Raw genomic sequence first — 16,055 nt, 5'->3', positions numbered from 1 at the left:
TTTAGCCCGACGGCATCGAGCGCGACCTGCGTGAGGTCGTGCGACCACGGCGCGCTCGTGTCTCTTCCCAGCCCGTTTCCGGTGGCACGTAGGATTTCACTGTCCTTGTGTCGGCGTTGAAATAGCGGGCTTAAGCCCGTTGCTCTATCCCGATTAAGATAAATCTCGAATCGTCTGAGGCTTTCCGGCCGAGGGTCGATTTCGCGCACCGGGCGAGGGCGCGCGAGATGCCCACGTTACAATGCCTGGCGTCGTGCGATCCTCGCCACGCCACGTGTTTTGTACTGTTTTCTCTTCTTCCGCCGCCATGCTCTCTACCGATTCCGATCCGATTGTCGCCATCGCTACCGCGCCCGGTCGCGGCGGGATCGGCGTCGTGCGGATCTCGTTCGGCCGTGCCGGTGAAACCGCCGCGCAACCGTTGATGCTGGCGCTCACCGGCCAGGCACTGACGCCGCGGCATGCGAGCTACGTGCCGTTCCTCGATGGCGGCGGCAACGCGCTCGATCGCGGCATCGCGCTGTATTTTCCGGCGCCGCATTCCTACACCGGCGAGCACGTGCTCGAACTGCAGGGTCACGGCGGCCCGATCGTGCTGCAACTCGTGCTGCAACGTTGCATCGATGCGGGTCGCGCGTTCGGCCTGCGGCTCGCCGAGCCGGGCGAATTCACGCGGCGCGCCTTTCTCAACGACAAGCTCGATCTGGCCCAGGCGGAAGCCGTCGCCGACCTGATCGAAGCGAGTACCGAGGCGGCCGCGCGTTCGGCCGGCCGCTCGCTCGAAGGCGCGTTTTCGCGCGACATTCACGCGCTCGTCGACGAAGTCATCACGTTGCGGATGCTGGTTGAAGCGACGCTCGATTTCCCGGAAGAAGAGATCGACTTTCTCGAAGCCGCAGACGCCCGCGGCAAGCTCACACGTATCCGCGAGCGGCTAGCGCTTGTGCTGAACGAAGCGCGTCAGGGCGCGCTGCTGCGCGAGGGTTTGTCGGTGGTGCTGGCAGGGCAGCCGAACGTCGGCAAGTCGTCGCTGCTGAACGCGCTGGCCGGCGCGGAACTGGCGATCGTCACGCCGATTGCCGGCACGACCCGCGACAAGGTCACGCAGACGATCCAGATCGAAGGCATCCCGCTGCATATGATCGACACCGCGGGTCTGCGCGAAACTGAAGACGAGGTAGAGAAGATCGGCATCGCGCGCACGTGGAGCGAGATTGAACGCGCGGACGTGGTGCTGCATCTGCTCGACGCGCGCGAAGGCATGACGCCGGAAGACGGCCCGATCGCGGCGCGTTTTCCTTCGGGCGTGCCGGTCGTGCGTGTGATGAACAAGTCGGATCTGACGGACGTCGCGCCTTCCGTGACCACGCTCGACGATACCGGCGGCATTGATCTGCGCGAGGTGCGGCTGTCGGCGAAGAAGGGCGACGGGATCGCGCTGCTGCGCACGGAACTGTTGCGGATCGCCGGCTGGCAGGCCGGCGCGGAGAGTGTGTACCTGGCGCGCGAGCGGCATCTGATTGCGCTGCGCGCGGCGCAGGAACATCTCGCCACGGCGGCGCAGCACGCGGATCAGAATGCCCAGGCGCTGGACCTGTTCGCCGAGGAATTGCGACTCGCGCAGGAGCAGCTGAATTCGATTACCGGCGAGTTCACGTCGGATGATCTACTTGGGGTGATTTTCAGCCGGTTCTGTATCGGAAAGTAACCGGGCCACTTCGTCTCGGTTCATTCACCCCATACTCGCCTGGCTTTGGAGTCAGGAAATCGTCGCCTATAGTGTCCCTATTATCCGCGGCGCAGGGTGGGCATATGAATGTCGAAGACGAACCGGAACGCTCACCTCAGCCGGCCCAGAGTGGCGATCCCGACAGGCGCACCATTCGGGGAAGTCGGGCGAGGCAGTATGCGGAAGCTGAGCCAGCGCGAGCAGCAGCGCCCGCGCGTTTAGACCCCGCGTCGGATTCTCGGGATATGTTGATCGCTGAGCAGACTGAGAAGGAGATGATGACTCAGTACTTCGACGACCTGGAGGCTGCCAATCGATTCAAAACCTTCCTGCTGGGTAGCGGTGCCGAAGTGCCTTTTGAAGTACTCGACGGACTTGCCCGCCTGACCGACCAGTTAATCGTCAAAGACGTGCCGATGCCCCCGGAATCATATCCGCTGCCACCCATGCCCCCGGAGAGCGACTCATGACCGGCCGCCCATCACCGCAGGCGCGGGCGCAGCTTGACGAGTACATCAAGATTCTTACCCGGTTGGGAGACGGGTTGAGCATCAACGATTTTCGTCGTGAGGCGATCGCTGAAGCTGCACGCACCAACGCGCGCGTGAAGGCGTTCGTATGCTGGGGCAGCGTGGTGTTCCTGATTCTTATGGTCGCGGAACTCGCAATCCCCATCTTTATCACGGTGCCTGTGCACAGGATTGGCGTGCTTCTGGTTGTCCTCTGGGCGTTTTCTCTGGGTGGGCTCGGCGCGGTCGCCAATGCTTTTCTGCACCTGTTGAAACTGGTCCCGCAACAGACGCTAAACACGTCCGATTTTTTCGAAGTTGTTGGCCGAACGATGCTGGGTTGTCTGTTCAGCACGGTGCTGTCGCTGACGCTTTTCCCCGATATCGGTCAGTTTCTGGAGTCGTTGAACGCCGCTACGGGAACGCCAAACAAGACCGCAGGCGTGACCGCGCTGGTGCCCTTTCTGCTCGGGTACAGCGTGCCGCTCGTCCTGCGCCTTCTGGACAAAACAATTCAGGCAATTGAACTGACGGTGGGAGCCGAGGACCGGCGTACGATCACCAGCGCACCGCGCCCGGGTCGCCAGGTTGGCAGACGCAGATAGGTCGCATCGCCTCGCTACGGCCTGCTTCGACCTTCAATGCCGATGCCGCATACTCCGCAGCGGATGCCGCCAGTTCATCCGCTTTGACCGCGCGACGCGGGTCTGCAAATGCCGCTCCTGCCAGAGTTCATCGGAAAACAGAAAAGCGACGATCAGTAACGGCACGACCAGAAACGCGCCCAGGATGATATTTTCAAGCACGATAACCTCCAGGATCAGCGGAGCGGCCGGTCCATCATTCCATTGTAGGCGTCGCATTCCGGATTGCATTTCCGACAGTGTGGTCCAGCCGTCAATCCATCGCAGAATCGTCCGGAAAAGGCTTGTCCCGCGTTGCTTCTAGCTTTCGACAGCGCGGCGCCTTACCCACTCCATAAGCTTTGCAAAGCATCACCCGTGCCCAACCGCATCTCCAGCGGTTTCACGAAGCCAGCCGGCTCCTTTTTTGATCCGGGTTTCCACCACGCCAAAAGCTGCCCCCGGCAGTCAGGCATCTTTCTTATTCTGCAACTAACCCGATACTCCGCATGTTTTGATTCGTCGGTTTAATGAGTGTGTGTGCATTGCACAAAAACTGAAAAAATCTTAGTAGCCCGTTTAATTAATGCAGGAATTCAATTCGTTTAACTCACGTAAAACGCTTGCTGGATATAGCAGACAGCCAGAAATCGTTATTTTGAAGATCTGCGCCGCACCCATGGGTTTACGCGCGCTTTTTCACCGGCGTCCGGACCTGTCGCGAGCTGCGACAATTCGCCACTGTTGCGAGCGCACACAAGATGTGCTTGTGTCCGTTTGCAGTTCTCCTAGAGTGCAAGATGCGGGTGTCCCCTGAAGTTAAATAGATAGCTAACCTGAGCAATTCCCCGCACGGAGGCAGAACATGAAAAAGCACGTTGCCGTTCTTTTCGCGATCGCGGGCCTTGCCGCTGTTTCTGGCGCGCAGGCGCAGGACGTCGTCATCAAGCCGCAGCAGACGATCCAGTTCCGGCCTAATTCATATGGGTGTCTGTCGAAGGAAAAGTTCGACGCCGCCGATCAACACGCGCAAGCCGGCGAGCAACAGAAGATGCAGGAATTCTTCTCCGGATACCAATGTCTTTCGACGCCGGAAAACTCCGATTTCCGCGTAGTACGCGTCGTGGGCCATGACGTCGAGTTCGTGAACGCCGGCAACGGCGACACGCAGGGACTCTGGACCAACGATCGTTTTATCAAGCAATAGCCGGTTTCCGCGTCAAGTAGAAACCTGACTGTAGTCCGAAGTGCCCGGTTTTGATAATCGGGCGATCCGGCTGCGCATTCGCAAAATGGCCTGGCATTCGTGCCCGGCCATTTTGCTTTTGGCGACTTCGCGCAACGTCATAAAAAAGCCGATGCGGTGAAACCGCATCGGCATGGCGCCTTCTCGCGAGCGCAGGATTACCCGGTTGATTTAGTGTGAGTCGCGCGGCACCGGCGCACCGCTAGATCCGACCAGAAAGTCCAGATCCGCGCCCTGGTCTGCCTGCAAGACGTGCTCTACATAGAGCTTGTAGTAACCGCGCTTCGGCAGGTCCGGCGCCTGCCATTCCGCGCGACGGCGTGCGAGTTCTTCGTCGGAAACTTCGAGATGCAGACGGCGCGCTTCGACATCGAGTTCGATCATGTCGCCGGTTTTCACGAGTGCGAGTGGACCGCCCGCAGCCGCTTCCGGCGACACGTGCAGCACGACCGCACCGTACGCGGTGCCGCTCATGCGGCCGTCCGAAATGCGGACCATGTCGGTGATGCCCTTTTCCAGCACCTTCTTCGGCAGCGGCATGTTGCCGACTTCAGCGAAACCCGGGTAACCCTTCGGCCCTGCGCCTTTCAGGACCATGATGCAGTGCTCGTCGATATCGAGCGAATCGTCGTCGACCTTCGCGTGCAGTTCTTCAATGTTCTCGAACACGACGGCGCGGCCGCGATGTTTCAGCAGCTTCGCCGTCGCGGCCGATGGCTTGATCACCGCGCCATTCGGCGCGAGATTGCCCTTGAGCACGGCAATGCCCGCCTTCGGCTTGAACGGCTCGGCAAATGTCGTGATGACCTTCTCGTCATAGTTGGGCGCGCTGGACACGTTGTCCCAGATCGTCTTGCCGTTGACCGTCAGCGCGTCGCGATGCAGCAGGCCTTGCTCGCCGAGTTGCTTCAACACGGCGGGCAACCCACCCGCGTAGTAAAAGTCCTCCATCAGGTATTCGCCCGACGGTTGCAGGTTCACCAGGCACGGCACGTTCGAACCCAGTTCCCAGTCTTCCAGCGAAAGCTCCACGCCGATCCGCTTCGCGAGCGCGATCAGGTGAACCACCGCGTTGGTCGACCCACCAATCGCCGCATTCGTGCGGATTGCGTTCTCAAACGCCTGACGCGTAAGGATCCTGTCCATCGTCAGGTCTTCGCGGACCATATCGACGATGCGGCGTCCGGCCAGATGCGCGAGCACCTGACGCCGCGCATCCACAGCAGGAATCGCCGCGTTATGCGGCAGGCCCATACCGAGCGATTCAACCATCGAGGCCATCGTCGACGCCGTGCCCATCGTCATGCAGTGACCCCGCGAGCGGTTCATGCACGATTCGGCTTCGGTGAATTCTTCCTGCGTCATCGTGCCGGCGCGCACTTCCTCGGACATCTGCCAGACGCCCGTGCCCGAGCCGATATGCTTGCCGCGAAACCGGCCATTCAGCATCGGGCCGCCGGAAACCGCCAGCGCCGGCAGATTGCACGACGCCGCGCCCATCAGCAACGCAGGCGTGGTCTTGTCGCAGCCCACGAGCAGAATCACGCCATCCATCGGATTGCCGCGAATCGATTCTTCGACATCCATCGAAGCGAGATTGCGAAACAGCATCGCGGTAGGGCGCAGATTTGTCTCGCCGAGCGACATCACCGGAAACTCCAGCGGAAATCCGCCGGCCTCGTACACGCCTTTTTTCACGTACTCCGCCAGCTCGCGAAAGTGCGCGTTACACGGTGTGAGTTCCGACCACGTATTGCAGATGCCGATCACCGGACGTCCGTCGAACTCGTCGTGCGGAATGCCCTGGTTTTTCATCCACGAGCGATGCAGAAAGCCGTCGCGATCCTTCAGGCCGAACCAGGCCTGGCTGCGCAGCGGCTTCGCGTTCTTTTTAGAATCAGCCATGAAAACTCCTGTATTTATACCGTTGCGACGGGCGTGAAAGGGCGCGCGTCAATGCACGCGTTTGCTGCGGCGGTACTGGTCGAACAGCACCGCGAGTAGCAGAATCCCGCCGCGAATCAGGTATTGATAGAAAGTCGGCACGTTCATCAGGCTCATTGCATCCTGCACCGAGCCCATGATCAACACGCCGACGAGTACGCCGGAAATCGTCGCCACGCCGCCCGTCAGCGACACGCCGCCGAGCACGCAAGCGGAAATCACGCCGAGTTCGAGACCCACCGATGTCTTCGGATCGCCCAAGCTCATCCGCGACGCAAGCATCACGCCTGCGAAGCCGGTCACGAGCCCTTGCAGCACGAACACGGTGATCTTGATGCGCGTCACCGGCAGACCGGCGAGCAAAGCCGCCTCGCTGTTGCCGCCGACGGCCAGCACGTTCTTGCCGAACACCGTCTTCTTCAGCAGGAAGCCGAACAGCACGAAGCCGACGATGTTGCTCCAGATCGGATACGAAATGCCGAGGAACGAACCACCGCCGAGATCGAAGAAACTTTCTTCGGAGATCATCACCGCGTCGCCATTCGACGTGATGAACGCGAGGCCGCGCACGACTTCCATCATTGCGAGCGTGACGATCAGCGAGTTGATCTTGTAGCGCGCGACCAGCACGCCATTCACGAGCCCGACCGCGCCGCCCGCCAGCACGCCCGCGGCGATGCCAAGCGTGACGCTATGCGTCGCGGTAATCAGCGTCGAAGCGACGACGCCCGAAAACGCGACGATCGACGCGACGGAAAGATCCACTTCGCCGAGCGCGAGCACGAACATCATCGTCACGGAGATCGAGCCGATCAACGTCACCGATAACAGCAGGCCCTGGATATTGCGCGAGCTGACGAAGCCCGGCACCGTGAACGACAGCACCGTGAACAGGATGAGAAACACCATCACGATGCCGGACCTGTTGATGAGGTCCCACGTGCGCGCGGCACGCGCACTGACGCCCGCCGACGCATGCGGCGGTGGCGGTACAGAAGAATTGGTCGATTGCGTTTGCATGTTGTCTGTTTCCGTTTCCGTTGCTTGATGCGCGCGTCAGCGCGGCAGCGCGAGCTTGATGAGCGCGTCGGGCGTCGCCTGCACCTTCGGCAGATAGCCGGTGATGCGGCCTTCCTTCATCACGAGAATGCGATCGGCGACGCCGATCACTTCCGCGAGATCGCTCGACACGACGATCACCGTGCGGCCCGCTTCAGCGAGCCCATACAGCAGGCCGTAGATTTCGCTGCGTGCGCCGACGTCGATACCGCGCGTCGGCTCGTCCATCAGGAACACGTCGATTTCTTCGGCGAGCCAGCGCGACAGGATCACCTTCTGCTGATTGCCGCCCGACAACGTGCCGATCGGCGTATCGCCGCTGCGCGTCTTGATCCCGAGCTTCGCGATGAACGCCTTCGACGTCTCTGCTTCCTTGCGTCCGTTCAGCACGTTGAAGCGGCTGAAGTGACGGCGGCAACTGATATTCAGGTTGTCCGAGACCGAGGCGATCGTGACGATGCCTTCCTGCTTGCGATCTTCCGGACACAGCGCGACGCCAGCGCGCACTGCATCGCGCGGCGTGGCGAAATGCACGCGCTTGCCTTTCAGCGTGACTTCGCCCGCCGTGGGTTTAACCGCGCCGTAAATCAGCTTCATCAACTCGGAGCGACCGGCGCCGACAAGCCCAAAGAAGCCGACGATTTCACCCGCGCGTGCCGCAAACGAAGCCGGTTCCGACAGGCCCGGTCCCATGAGACCTTTGACGTCGAGCTGCACCGCGCCAATGTCGCGCGAACGATAGCCGTAGACGTCGCTGATCGAGCGCCCGACCATGCAGCTGATCAAGCGGTCGCGATCAAGGCCGTCGACATCGTCGAATGTTTCGATGCGGCGGCCGTCGCGAAACACAGTCACGCGATCGCACAGTTCGTAGACTTCATCCATGCGATGCGTGACGTAAATGATCGCGCGCCCCTCGGCCTTTAGCGCACGGATGATGCGGAAAAGCTGCTCCGTTTCGCGTGAGGAAAGCGAACTCGTCGGTTCATCGAACGCGATCACGCGGGCGTCGCGCATCAGCGCCTTGCCGATCTCGATCATCTGCCGTTGACCGATCGACAGATGCTTCACCTGCATCGACGGATCGATCTTCTCGCCGAGCCGGTCGAGTTCGTGAATGGCGCGTTTGATCAGCGCCTTCTCGTCGAGCACGCCAAAGCGGTTTGGCAGCGCGCCGAGCATCAGGTTTTCCGCGACCGTCAGTTCCGGGACGAGATGTAGTTCCTGATAGATGATCGCGATGCCGGCTTCGATCGCGGCCTTCGTCGTCGTGAATTGCTGCGCGACGCCGTTCAGCGACAACGTGCCCGCCTCAGGCTGATTCACGCCCGACAGCACTTTCAGCAGCGTCGATTTGCCGGCGCCGTTTTCGCCCATCAGGCCATGCACTTCGCCACGACGCACGCCGAGCGACACCTGATCGAGCGCGAGCACGCCCGGAAAGCGCACTGTGATGCCTTCGAGCTGCAGATACCGATCGACGGCGCGCGTATCGAGCGCCGTCGTTTCGTCTTGAGATAAACCGGTCATCGAATGCCTCTTGCTGATGGAGCGAGGCGAACGGCGCTACACGCGACGTTCACCTCGCACAAGCATCCTTAGATGCCGAGTTCCTGACGCACCTGCTGCCAGTTGCTGCGCACCATCAGCTTGCCGGTCGTCTGTGTATCAGCCGGCGGCTGCTTGCCCTTCTCGATCCATTCGACGAGGTTCTCCGTGCTCTCCTTGCCGTGATTCGTCGAGCTGACGGCGATCGTGCCGTAGAAGCCCGTCGGTTCCTTCTTCTGGAACTCGGCGAATGCTTCACCCGCGCCGTTGATGCCGACACCGATCACATCCGCCGACGGGATATGCAGCTGCTCGGTCGCACGCACGCCGCCGAGCACGCTTTCCTCGTTGAGCGCGAAGATCACCCACTTCTTGATGTTCGGATGCTGCGCGAGCACCGGCGAAGAAGCATTGAAGCCGCCTTCGTCATCGGTTGTCTTTTGCGGCGCATCGAAGATGTTTTCCTTCTTGAAGCCGCCTGCGAGCAGCGATTGCGTTGCGCCATCGGTACGCAGCTTTGCCGTCGGCAGTTCGTAGTTCGTGATGCGCAGCGCGCCGACTTCTTCCGGCTTCCAGCCGCGACGCTTCATTTCATCCGAAATCGCCTGGCCAACCTGATTGCCGATCTTGAACGCCGACATGCCGAGGTGCGGCACGTTCGACAGCGGCTTGCCCGCCGAGTCGACGAGCTGGTCGTCGACGGTCACGAACTTCATGTTGTAGCGCTTCGCACGTGCCTGAATGGCCGGTCCGAGACGCACGTCGGGCGCGCAGATCACGAAGCCTTTCGCGCCCTGTGCGCCGAGGTTGTCGATCGCGGCCAGCACCTTTTCGCCATCCGGCGTGCCGATATTCACGACCGAGAAGTTTTCCTTCTGACCGAGCGCGCTCGCGGCTTTCTGTTCGTTGATGAACCAGGCCTGTTCCGGCATCTTCACGAGGAAGCCGACCTTCAGCGGTTCGTCGGCCTGCGCCGACATGTGGAAGGCAAACGGAGCGGCGAGGGCGGCGGCGGCCATCGCGGATAGCGTCAAACGGCGAAGCTTGCGATTCATCAGTTGTCTCCTTCGATTATTAAAGCTGCATGCCTTTCTGGCGGATTGCAGCAGGTCAATACAAACGCATGCGGATCCGGGTGCCCGCGTGCGCCGGGGTGCTACGTCGCATCCGGCTTCGAGCGTGCCTTCAGCCTGCGACGTAAGCGGTCTTCACAGTCGTGTAGAAATCCACGGCATACGTGCCCTGTTCACGCGGTCCGTAGCTCGATCCCTTTCGTCCGCCGAACGGCACGTGGTAGTCGACGCCGGCTGTCGGCAGATTCACCATCACCATGCCGCTCTGGCTGTGCCGCCTGAAATGCCGCGCATATTTCAGCGACTGCGTGCAGATACCGGCGCAGAGACCGAACGGCGTGTCGTTCGCGAGATAGAGTGCGTGGTCGTAATCGTCGGCGGGCAGCACGACGGCGACCGGCCCGAAAATCTCTTCACGCGCGATGCGGTGTCCCGGTTCGCCGGTGAAGAGCGCCGGTTCCAGAAAGTAGCCACGCGTCGCGCGTTCCAGCTGGCGGCCGCCGGCGATCAGTTCCGCGCCTTCTTCACGGCCGGCGCGCAGATAGTCGAGCGTCACGGCAAGCTGCTGTTCGTTCGCGACCGGGCCAATATCGGTGCCACGTTTGAGCGCGTGATCGACGGTGAGCGCGGCGAGCTTTGCCTTCAGCGCGTCGACGAACGGCTCGAACACGCCGCGTTCGACGATCAGCCGCGACGACGCCGTGCAGCGTTGTCCAGTCGAGAAGAACGCGCCGTTCAGCGCGGCATCGACGGCGGTGTCGAGACTGGCGTCGTTCAGTACGACGAGCGGGTTCTTGCCGCCCATCTCCAGCTGCACGCGCGCCTGGCGCGCCGCAGCCGACTGCAGTACACGTGTGCCCGTCCCGACCGAGCCCGTGAAGCTGATCGCGTGAACGAGCGGATGCGAGACGATCCGTTCGCCCACCTGGCGTCCGCTGCCCATTACGAGGTTGAACACGCCCGCCGGCAGTCCCGCGCGATTGATGATGCCTGCCAGCGCCGCCGCGCACGCCGGCACCGTTTCGGCCGGCTTGAAGACGACGCAGTTGCCGTAGGCGAGGGCAGGCGCGATCTTCCACGCCGGAATCGCCAGCGGAAAATTCCACGGCGCGATGATGCCGATCACACCGACCGGTTCGCGCGTCACGTCGATATCGACGCCGGCCCGCACCGAGGCGAGATGCTCGCCTGGAATGCGCAGCGCTTCGCCGGCGAAGAACTTGAAGATCTGCCCGGCGCGCGCCGCTTCGGCGATCGCTTCCGGGAGCGTCTTGCCTTCTTCGCGCGCCAGCAGCCGGCCGAGTTCGTCCTTGCGCGCCAGGATTTCGCTGCCGATTGCATCGAGCGCATCCGCGCGGCGCTGCACCGAAGCGAGTGACCACTCGCGAAATGCGGCGCTTGCAGCCTCGATCGCCGCGTCGGTCTGACGCGCGTCGGCCCGGGCGTATTCGCCGACCGGCTCGTCGAGGTCCGACGGATTCAGCGAAAGCCCGGTCGTCGCGCCCGATTCCCACGCACCGTTGATGTAGTGCCGGAATGGACCCGAAACGAGGGGAACGAGGAAGTCGCGATTCATTGATGCACGTTGCCGGTTCGCTGAAAGTCCACGAATGGTATGAGTCGACGCAATAACTTTCCAATCCCTTTTTGGGCCTTCGTGATATCGTTTCTGGTATGACGTCGTTCGAACACGCCTCGCCATGCCGAGGTGTTTTCCGGCAAGACGAGACAACGGAGCGAGACACGCGATGACCCGCAGCTATTCGAACTGGTTTGTGCGCGCGCGGCTGAAAACACGGCAGTTGCTGCTGCTCGCCGCGATGGAAGAGGAAGGCAACGTCCGCCGCGCCGCCGACGTGCTCGGCATGACGCAGCCCGCCGCATCGCGTCTGTTGAAGGAACTGGAGGACATGCTCGGCGTGAGCCTCTTCGACCGGACGCCGCACGGCATGCACGCCACGCTCTATGGCGAAGTGATGATTCGCCACGCGCGGATGGTGCTGTCAAACCTCAGTCACGCGCATGATGAAATATCGGCATTGCGCGAAGGGCTCGCGGGTCAGGTGCGCATCGGCGTGATCGCCGCGGCGGCCGCGACGATGGTGCCCCGCGCGATCGCGAATGTGAAGGCCCACTATCCGCAACTGCAGATCTGGGTGCAGGTTGAAACCTCGGATGTGATGCTGCCGCGCGTGGCCGAAGGCGAACTCGATATCATGATCGGCCGCGTGCTGGAACGGCAGGACCAGCTGAAAACGGAAGTGCACTATGAGCCGCTCGCCGACGAGCCGCTGTGCGTGGTCGCGCGGCCCGGCCATCCGCTCGAAGGCGAAACGGGGCTGACGTTGCGCGGCATCGTCAATGCGGGTTGGGTACTGCATCCGCCCGGCAGCGTGCTGCGTCACCGCTTCGACATGATGTTTTCGCAGATCGGCCTGAATCCGCCGCAGAACGTGGTCAACACGAACAATTTTCTGGCGATTTCGAGCCTGCTTTTGCAGAGCGACATGCTCGCCGTGCTGCCCGACGAGGTGACGCGGCAGTATCAGCAGTATGGCGTGCTGAAGCGTCTGCCGATCGAACTGCCGTACCGGATGGACGCTTTCGGTATCATCACGCGCCAGTCGCATCTGCTTTCGCCGGCGGCTTCGATCGTGCTGGACGCGCTGCGCGCGGCTGCCGTCGAGGTCTACGGCACACCGTTCGATATGGCGGCGGCTCGCTGAAAAACACCGCGGTTTAACCCTGATTCTGAAACGTCCGTGCAAACGGGCTACAAACGCTGCATGGCTATCAAATCGACGATTTACAAGGCAGAACTCCAGATCGCCAACATGGACCGGCACTATTACGCCGACCATCAGTTGACGATCGCACGCCATCCGTCCGAAACCGACGAGCGGATGATGGTCCGCGTCGCCGCTTTTGCGCTGTTCGCGCAGGAGCGCCTCGAATTCTGCAAGGGCCTGTCGGATATCGACGAGCCCGATCTCTGGCAAAAAGACCTGACCGGCGCCATCGAAACATGGATCGACGTCGGCCAGCCGGACGAACGGCGCATCGCGAAGGCGAGCGGCCGCGCGAATGACGTGATCGTGATCGCGTACGGCGGGCGCACGTCTGACATCTGGTGGCAGGGTGTGCGTAACAAAGTGGACCGGCTGCGGAACGTGACGGTGTGGTCGCTCGGAGAAGGTGTGGCGGCGTCGCTCGGAAGCCTGGCCGAACGGACGATGCGCCTGCAATGCACGGTGCAGGACGGGGCGGCATGGCTCGGCAGCACGGCCGCCGATCCGGTTCCGGTCGAGTGGGCAGTGTTGAAGGCGCCCGCCGGCGCCTGACGGGGGCTGGCAACGCACCGCCTGTCCACAAGGCCTGCGGCGGCGCGTCGGGCGCCTATAGCGAGTTCGAGCGCGCCGCTTCCGGAGGCCCTTTCAGCTCGACCATATTGCCCTCTGGATCGAACAGATACTGCGACTGGCCGTACCCGTCGGCGCCGTATCGCAGCGCCTGCTCGCCGAGCCGCGCACCATGCGTGACGAGATGCGCCCTGAGCGCGTCGGCATCGAACGGATCGATGCGCAGACAGACGTGATCCATGTTCCGCCCGGCGCCGGGCGCACCGCTGTCCGGACGGTCGATCGGGCCGCCCACTTTCAGCAGATCAATCAGCGAGCGCCCGGCGCGAAGCTGCGTCAGGCCGATATCCGGCTGTTCTTTCTCGACGTTGCAGCCGAGCACATCGCAGTAGAAACGCGTCATCGCCTTGGGATCGAGAACCCGGATGACGATGTGGTCGATCTCGCGAATATGAAACTTCATGGGAATCTCTCCTCCGGACTGTGCCGGATGCCACTGGAAGCTACGAGTGTAGGAGAGTGAAGCAGGAAGTGAAGAGCGCCAGGATGGCTGGATCGCCGCCTGCACGCGCCTGGCGGGCAATAGCGGGGCAAAAACCGGCCAGACGACAGGCGAAAAAAAGCCCGCTCACAGGGAGCGGGCTGAATCCATATCAGGAGGAGACATGGAGGAGACAGAGACAACTATACACAACGGGTTGGTGCGACGCAATAACTTTTTAAGGGAAAACCCGAGGAAATGACAATTTGCCGCATATTACCTGGGTCTCGCCCCAAAAAACGCCCGTCTACAGGCCGCACGGGCGAAATGACAGAGCAAGAACCGGAGCGTAGGGTAAGGGGATGCCGACTACATTGGTGAACATCGAAACTGTCCTGTCGGGAACGTCATGAACACCTCGAACACCACCCACACCGCCTGGTCCACCGACGCCCAACGCTGGGCCGCCGTCACCGAACGCAACGCCGAAGCCGATGGCGCCTTCTTCTTCGCCGTCCGCACGACGGGTGTCTTCTGCCGTCCGTCGTGCGCGTCGCGCCCGCCGCGGCGTGAGAACGTCGAATTCTTCAACACACCGGACGACGCGCGCGCCGCCGGCTATCGCGATTGCAAGCGCTGCCAGCCTGCCCGGCTGCCGCGCGACCTCGAGATCGTCAATCGAGCCTGCGCCGCACTCGACGCCGATCCGCAGCAGCGCCTCACGCTCGCCCAGCTGAGCGACGCGGTGCATGTCAGCCCGTTCCATCTGCAGCGGCTTTTCAAGCGCGTAGTGGGCGTGTCGCCGCGCGAATATCAGGCTGCACGACGCGGCGCCGCGCTGCGCGACGCGCTGCAGCGGGGCGAGGACGTGACCCGGGCGACCGTCGACGCCGGCTTCGGCTCACCGTCGCGCATGTACGACAACGCGCCCGCCGACCTGGGCATGGCGCCGTCGGCGTACCGTCGCAAGGGAGCAGGGCTGGTCGTGCGCTACGCCAGCGCGCCGACGTCGCTCGGTTTCGTGCTGGTGGCCGCCACCGAAAAAGGTATCTGCAAGATCGCGTTCGGCGACGACGTCAGCCCGCTCGTCGACGAACTGCGCGCCGAATTTGCCAACGCCGAGGTGAAGGAGGACGCGGAGCCGCTCCGTCCGTTCGTCGCGCAGATCGACGCGTATCTGCGTGGCACGCGTCAGCAGGTCGATCTGCCGCTCGATATCGCGGCGACGGCCTTCAAACTGCGTGTCTGGGACGCGTTGCGCCGCATCCCCTATGGCGAGACGCGCAGTTATTCGGACATCGCCGAAGCGGTCGGCTCGCCACGCGCAGTGCGCGCCGTGGCCAGCGCGTGCGCGACCAATCCGGTGGCGCTCGCGATTCCCTGCCATCGGGTGGTGCAAAAGGGCGGGGCGCTCGCCGGCTATCGCTGGGGCTTGCCGCGCAAGGCCGCGCTCCTCGACGCCGAAGCGCGTCATGCGGGCGGAAATACGGAGGATGGCGCGCCCGCGTCCTTCGAAACCAACGATCTGGATCACGTCGCTTGAGCACACCTGCCTCGCTTGCCGCTGTCACGCTCGAACTGCCGTTCAAGCCGCCCTTCGACTGGCCGCGCATCCTGCGCTTTTTCGCGGGACGCGCGACGCCAGGCGTCGAGGCGGTCGAAGACGGCGCGTATCGGCGCGCGATCGAATGGGCGGGCGACAGCGGCACGCTCACCGTGCGTCTTCATCCGAAGAAACGCTGCATCGTCGCGACTCTCGAAGGCGAGATCGGCCGGCACGCGGACACGCTTGCCGCCCCCATCGCCCGCATGTTCGACCTGCACGCCGATCCGGCTGCAATACGCGCGCATTTCGCCGACGATCCGTGGCTCGCACCGCTGATCGACGCCGCCCCCGGCCTGCGTGTGCCGGGCGCGTGGTCCGGCTTTGAGCTGGTCGTGCGCGCGATCGTCGGCCAGCAGGTCAGCGTGAAGGCCGCGACCACCCTCATCGGGCGACTCGTGCAGCGCGCCGGCCAGCGCATTGAAGGTCACGCGCATGAGCGCACCGCCTGGCGTTTTCCGACACCCGCGGCGCTCGCTGCCGTCGATCTCGCGCAGATCGGCATGCCGGGCAAGCGTATCGCCGCATTGCAGGGCTTCGCGCAGGCCGTGGCCTCCGGGGCCGTACCGGTCGATGGCGCCGGGATCGACGACCTCAACGCATTGCGCGCCGCGCTGCTAGCCATGCCGGGCATCGGACCGTGGACCGTGGAATACGTCGCCATGCGTGCGTGGCGCGACGCCGACGCGTGGCCGGCGCTCGACCTCGTATTGATGCAGTCGATCGCAGCGCGCGACCCGGCACTCGTGCGCCCGGCGCAGCAGCGCGCCCGCAGCGACGCGTGGCGTCCGTGGCGGGCTTACGCGGCGATGCATCTATGGAACGAAGTCGCAGACCGTGCACAGGGCGCGCGCGGCGGTTGAACAGGGCGGCGGCATGGC

At 62.9% G+C, this 16,055-nt stretch carries 16 protein-coding genes; 8 read left to right on the top strand and 8 right to left on the bottom strand.

Annotated elements, in window-relative coordinates; genetic code table 11:
- Nucleotides 1-307 precede the first annotated feature (307 nt).
- From mnmE to P3T16_RS01385, 3 genes are all read left to right on the top strand, one after another.
- Nucleotides 308-1,708, top strand: coding sequence for a tRNA uridine-5-carboxymethylaminomethyl(34) synthesis GTPase MnmE (gene mnmE, locus P3T16_RS01395; protein ID WP_429340901.1), 1,401 nt, complete (start codon nucleotides 308-310; stop codon nucleotides 1,706-1,708).
- 266 nt (nucleotides 1,709-1,974) lie between these two features.
- Nucleotides 1,975-2,199, top strand: coding sequence for a hypothetical protein (locus P3T16_RS01390; RefSeq protein ID WP_429340900.1), 225 nt, complete (start codon nucleotides 1,975-1,977; stop codon nucleotides 2,197-2,199).
- Nucleotides 2,196-2,843, top strand: coding sequence for a hypothetical protein (locus tag P3T16_RS01385; protein ID WP_429340899.1), 648 nt, complete (start codon nucleotides 2,196-2,198; stop codon nucleotides 2,841-2,843). Before P3T16_RS01390 ends, P3T16_RS01385 begins: the two co-directional genes overlap by 4 nt.
- Nucleotides 2,844-2,876: 33 nt before the next feature.
- Here the strand turns inward: P3T16_RS01385 and P3T16_RS01380 are convergent, their stop codons facing one another.
- Nucleotides 2,877-3,113 (bottom strand): hypothetical protein, encoded by a 237-nt coding sequence (locus P3T16_RS01380; protein WP_429259308.1) that lies wholly within the window; start codon nucleotides 3,111-3,113, stop codon nucleotides 2,877-2,879.
- A gap of 613 nt (nucleotides 3,114-3,726) precedes the next feature.
- On the opposite strand from P3T16_RS01380, the gene sap1 reads away from it, so the two are divergent.
- Entirely contained in the window at nucleotides 3,727-4,068 is a 342-nt protein-coding gene (gene sap1 / locus P3T16_RS01375; RefSeq protein ID WP_429259296.1) for a surface attachment protein Sap1, read from the top strand.
- A 12-nt stretch (nucleotides 4,069-4,080) separates the two neighbouring features.
- On the opposite strand, the gene P3T16_RS01370 is transcribed toward sap1, so the two are convergent.
- The 6 genes from P3T16_RS01370 to P3T16_RS01345 all read right to left on the bottom strand — a co-directional run bounded on the left by P3T16_RS01370 (nucleotide 4,081) and on the right by P3T16_RS01345 (nucleotide 11,307).
- Nucleotides 4,081-4,242 (bottom strand): hypothetical protein, encoded by a 162-nt coding sequence (locus P3T16_RS01370; protein ID WP_429340898.1) that lies wholly within the window; start codon nucleotides 4,240-4,242, stop codon nucleotides 4,081-4,083.
- A 36-nt stretch (nucleotides 4,243-4,278) separates the two neighbouring features.
- Nucleotides 4,279-6,012, bottom strand: coding sequence for an IlvD/Edd family dehydratase (locus P3T16_RS01365; RefSeq protein ID WP_429340897.1), 1,734 nt, complete (start codon nucleotides 6,010-6,012; stop codon nucleotides 4,279-4,281).
- Between the two features lie 48 nt (nucleotides 6,013-6,060).
- Entirely contained in the window at nucleotides 6,061-7,071 is a 1,011-nt protein-coding gene (araH, locus tag P3T16_RS01360; protein ID WP_429259294.1) for an L-arabinose ABC transporter permease AraH, read from the bottom strand.
- 36 nt (nucleotides 7,072-7,107) lie between these two features.
- Nucleotides 7,108-8,640 (bottom strand): L-arabinose ABC transporter ATP-binding protein AraG, encoded by a 1,533-nt coding sequence (gene araG, locus P3T16_RS01355; protein WP_429340896.1) that lies wholly within the window; start codon nucleotides 8,638-8,640, stop codon nucleotides 7,108-7,110.
- Between the two features lie 68 nt (nucleotides 8,641-8,708).
- Complete coding sequence (locus P3T16_RS01350) at nucleotides 8,709-9,713, bottom strand: arabinose ABC transporter substrate-binding protein (RefSeq protein ID WP_429340895.1); 1,005 nt, start codon at nucleotides 9,711-9,713, stop codon at nucleotides 8,709-8,711.
- 130 nt (nucleotides 9,714-9,843) lie between these two features.
- Entirely contained in the window at nucleotides 9,844-11,307 is a 1,464-nt protein-coding gene (locus P3T16_RS01345; RefSeq protein WP_429340894.1) for an aldehyde dehydrogenase family protein, read from the bottom strand.
- A gap of 172 nt (nucleotides 11,308-11,479) precedes the next feature.
- Between P3T16_RS01345 and P3T16_RS01340 the strand changes: the two genes are divergently transcribed.
- Nucleotides 11,480-12,457 (top strand): LysR family transcriptional regulator, encoded by a 978-nt coding sequence (locus P3T16_RS01340; RefSeq protein WP_429340893.1) that lies wholly within the window; start codon nucleotides 11,480-11,482, stop codon nucleotides 12,455-12,457.
- 60 nt (nucleotides 12,458-12,517) lie between these two features.
- Nucleotides 12,518-13,072, top strand: coding sequence for a YaeQ family protein (locus P3T16_RS01335; RefSeq protein WP_429259289.1), 555 nt, complete (start codon nucleotides 12,518-12,520; stop codon nucleotides 13,070-13,072).
- A gap of 55 nt (nucleotides 13,073-13,127) precedes the next feature.
- On the opposite strand, the gene P3T16_RS01330 is transcribed toward P3T16_RS01335, so the two are convergent.
- A complete protein-coding gene (locus P3T16_RS01330; RefSeq protein ID WP_429259288.1) occupies nucleotides 13,128-13,553 on the bottom strand; it encodes a VOC family protein in 426 nt (141 codons plus the stop codon).
- Nucleotides 13,554-13,980: 427 nt separating this feature from the next.
- On the opposite strand from P3T16_RS01330, the gene ada reads away from it, so the two are divergent.
- Nucleotides 13,981-15,114, top strand: coding sequence for a bifunctional DNA-binding transcriptional regulator/O6-methylguanine-DNA methyltransferase Ada (gene ada / locus P3T16_RS01325; RefSeq protein ID WP_429340892.1), 1,134 nt, complete (start codon nucleotides 13,981-13,983; stop codon nucleotides 15,112-15,114).
- Complete coding sequence (locus tag P3T16_RS01320) at nucleotides 15,111-16,037, top strand: DNA-3-methyladenine glycosylase family protein (protein WP_429340891.1); 927 nt, start codon at nucleotides 15,111-15,113, stop codon at nucleotides 16,035-16,037. The genes ada and P3T16_RS01320 overlap by 4 nt, the downstream gene beginning before the upstream one ends.
- Nucleotides 16,038-16,055 lie beyond the last annotated feature (18 nt).

It is taken from the genome of Paraburkholderia sp. GAS42 (assembly GCF_050436565.1).
Taxonomy (GTDB): domain Bacteria; phylum Pseudomonadota; class Gammaproteobacteria; order Burkholderiales; family Burkholderiaceae; genus Paraburkholderia.
The sequence above is the reverse complement of the archived record's forward strand: the minus strand, read 5'-3'. Positions and strand labels throughout refer to the sequence as shown.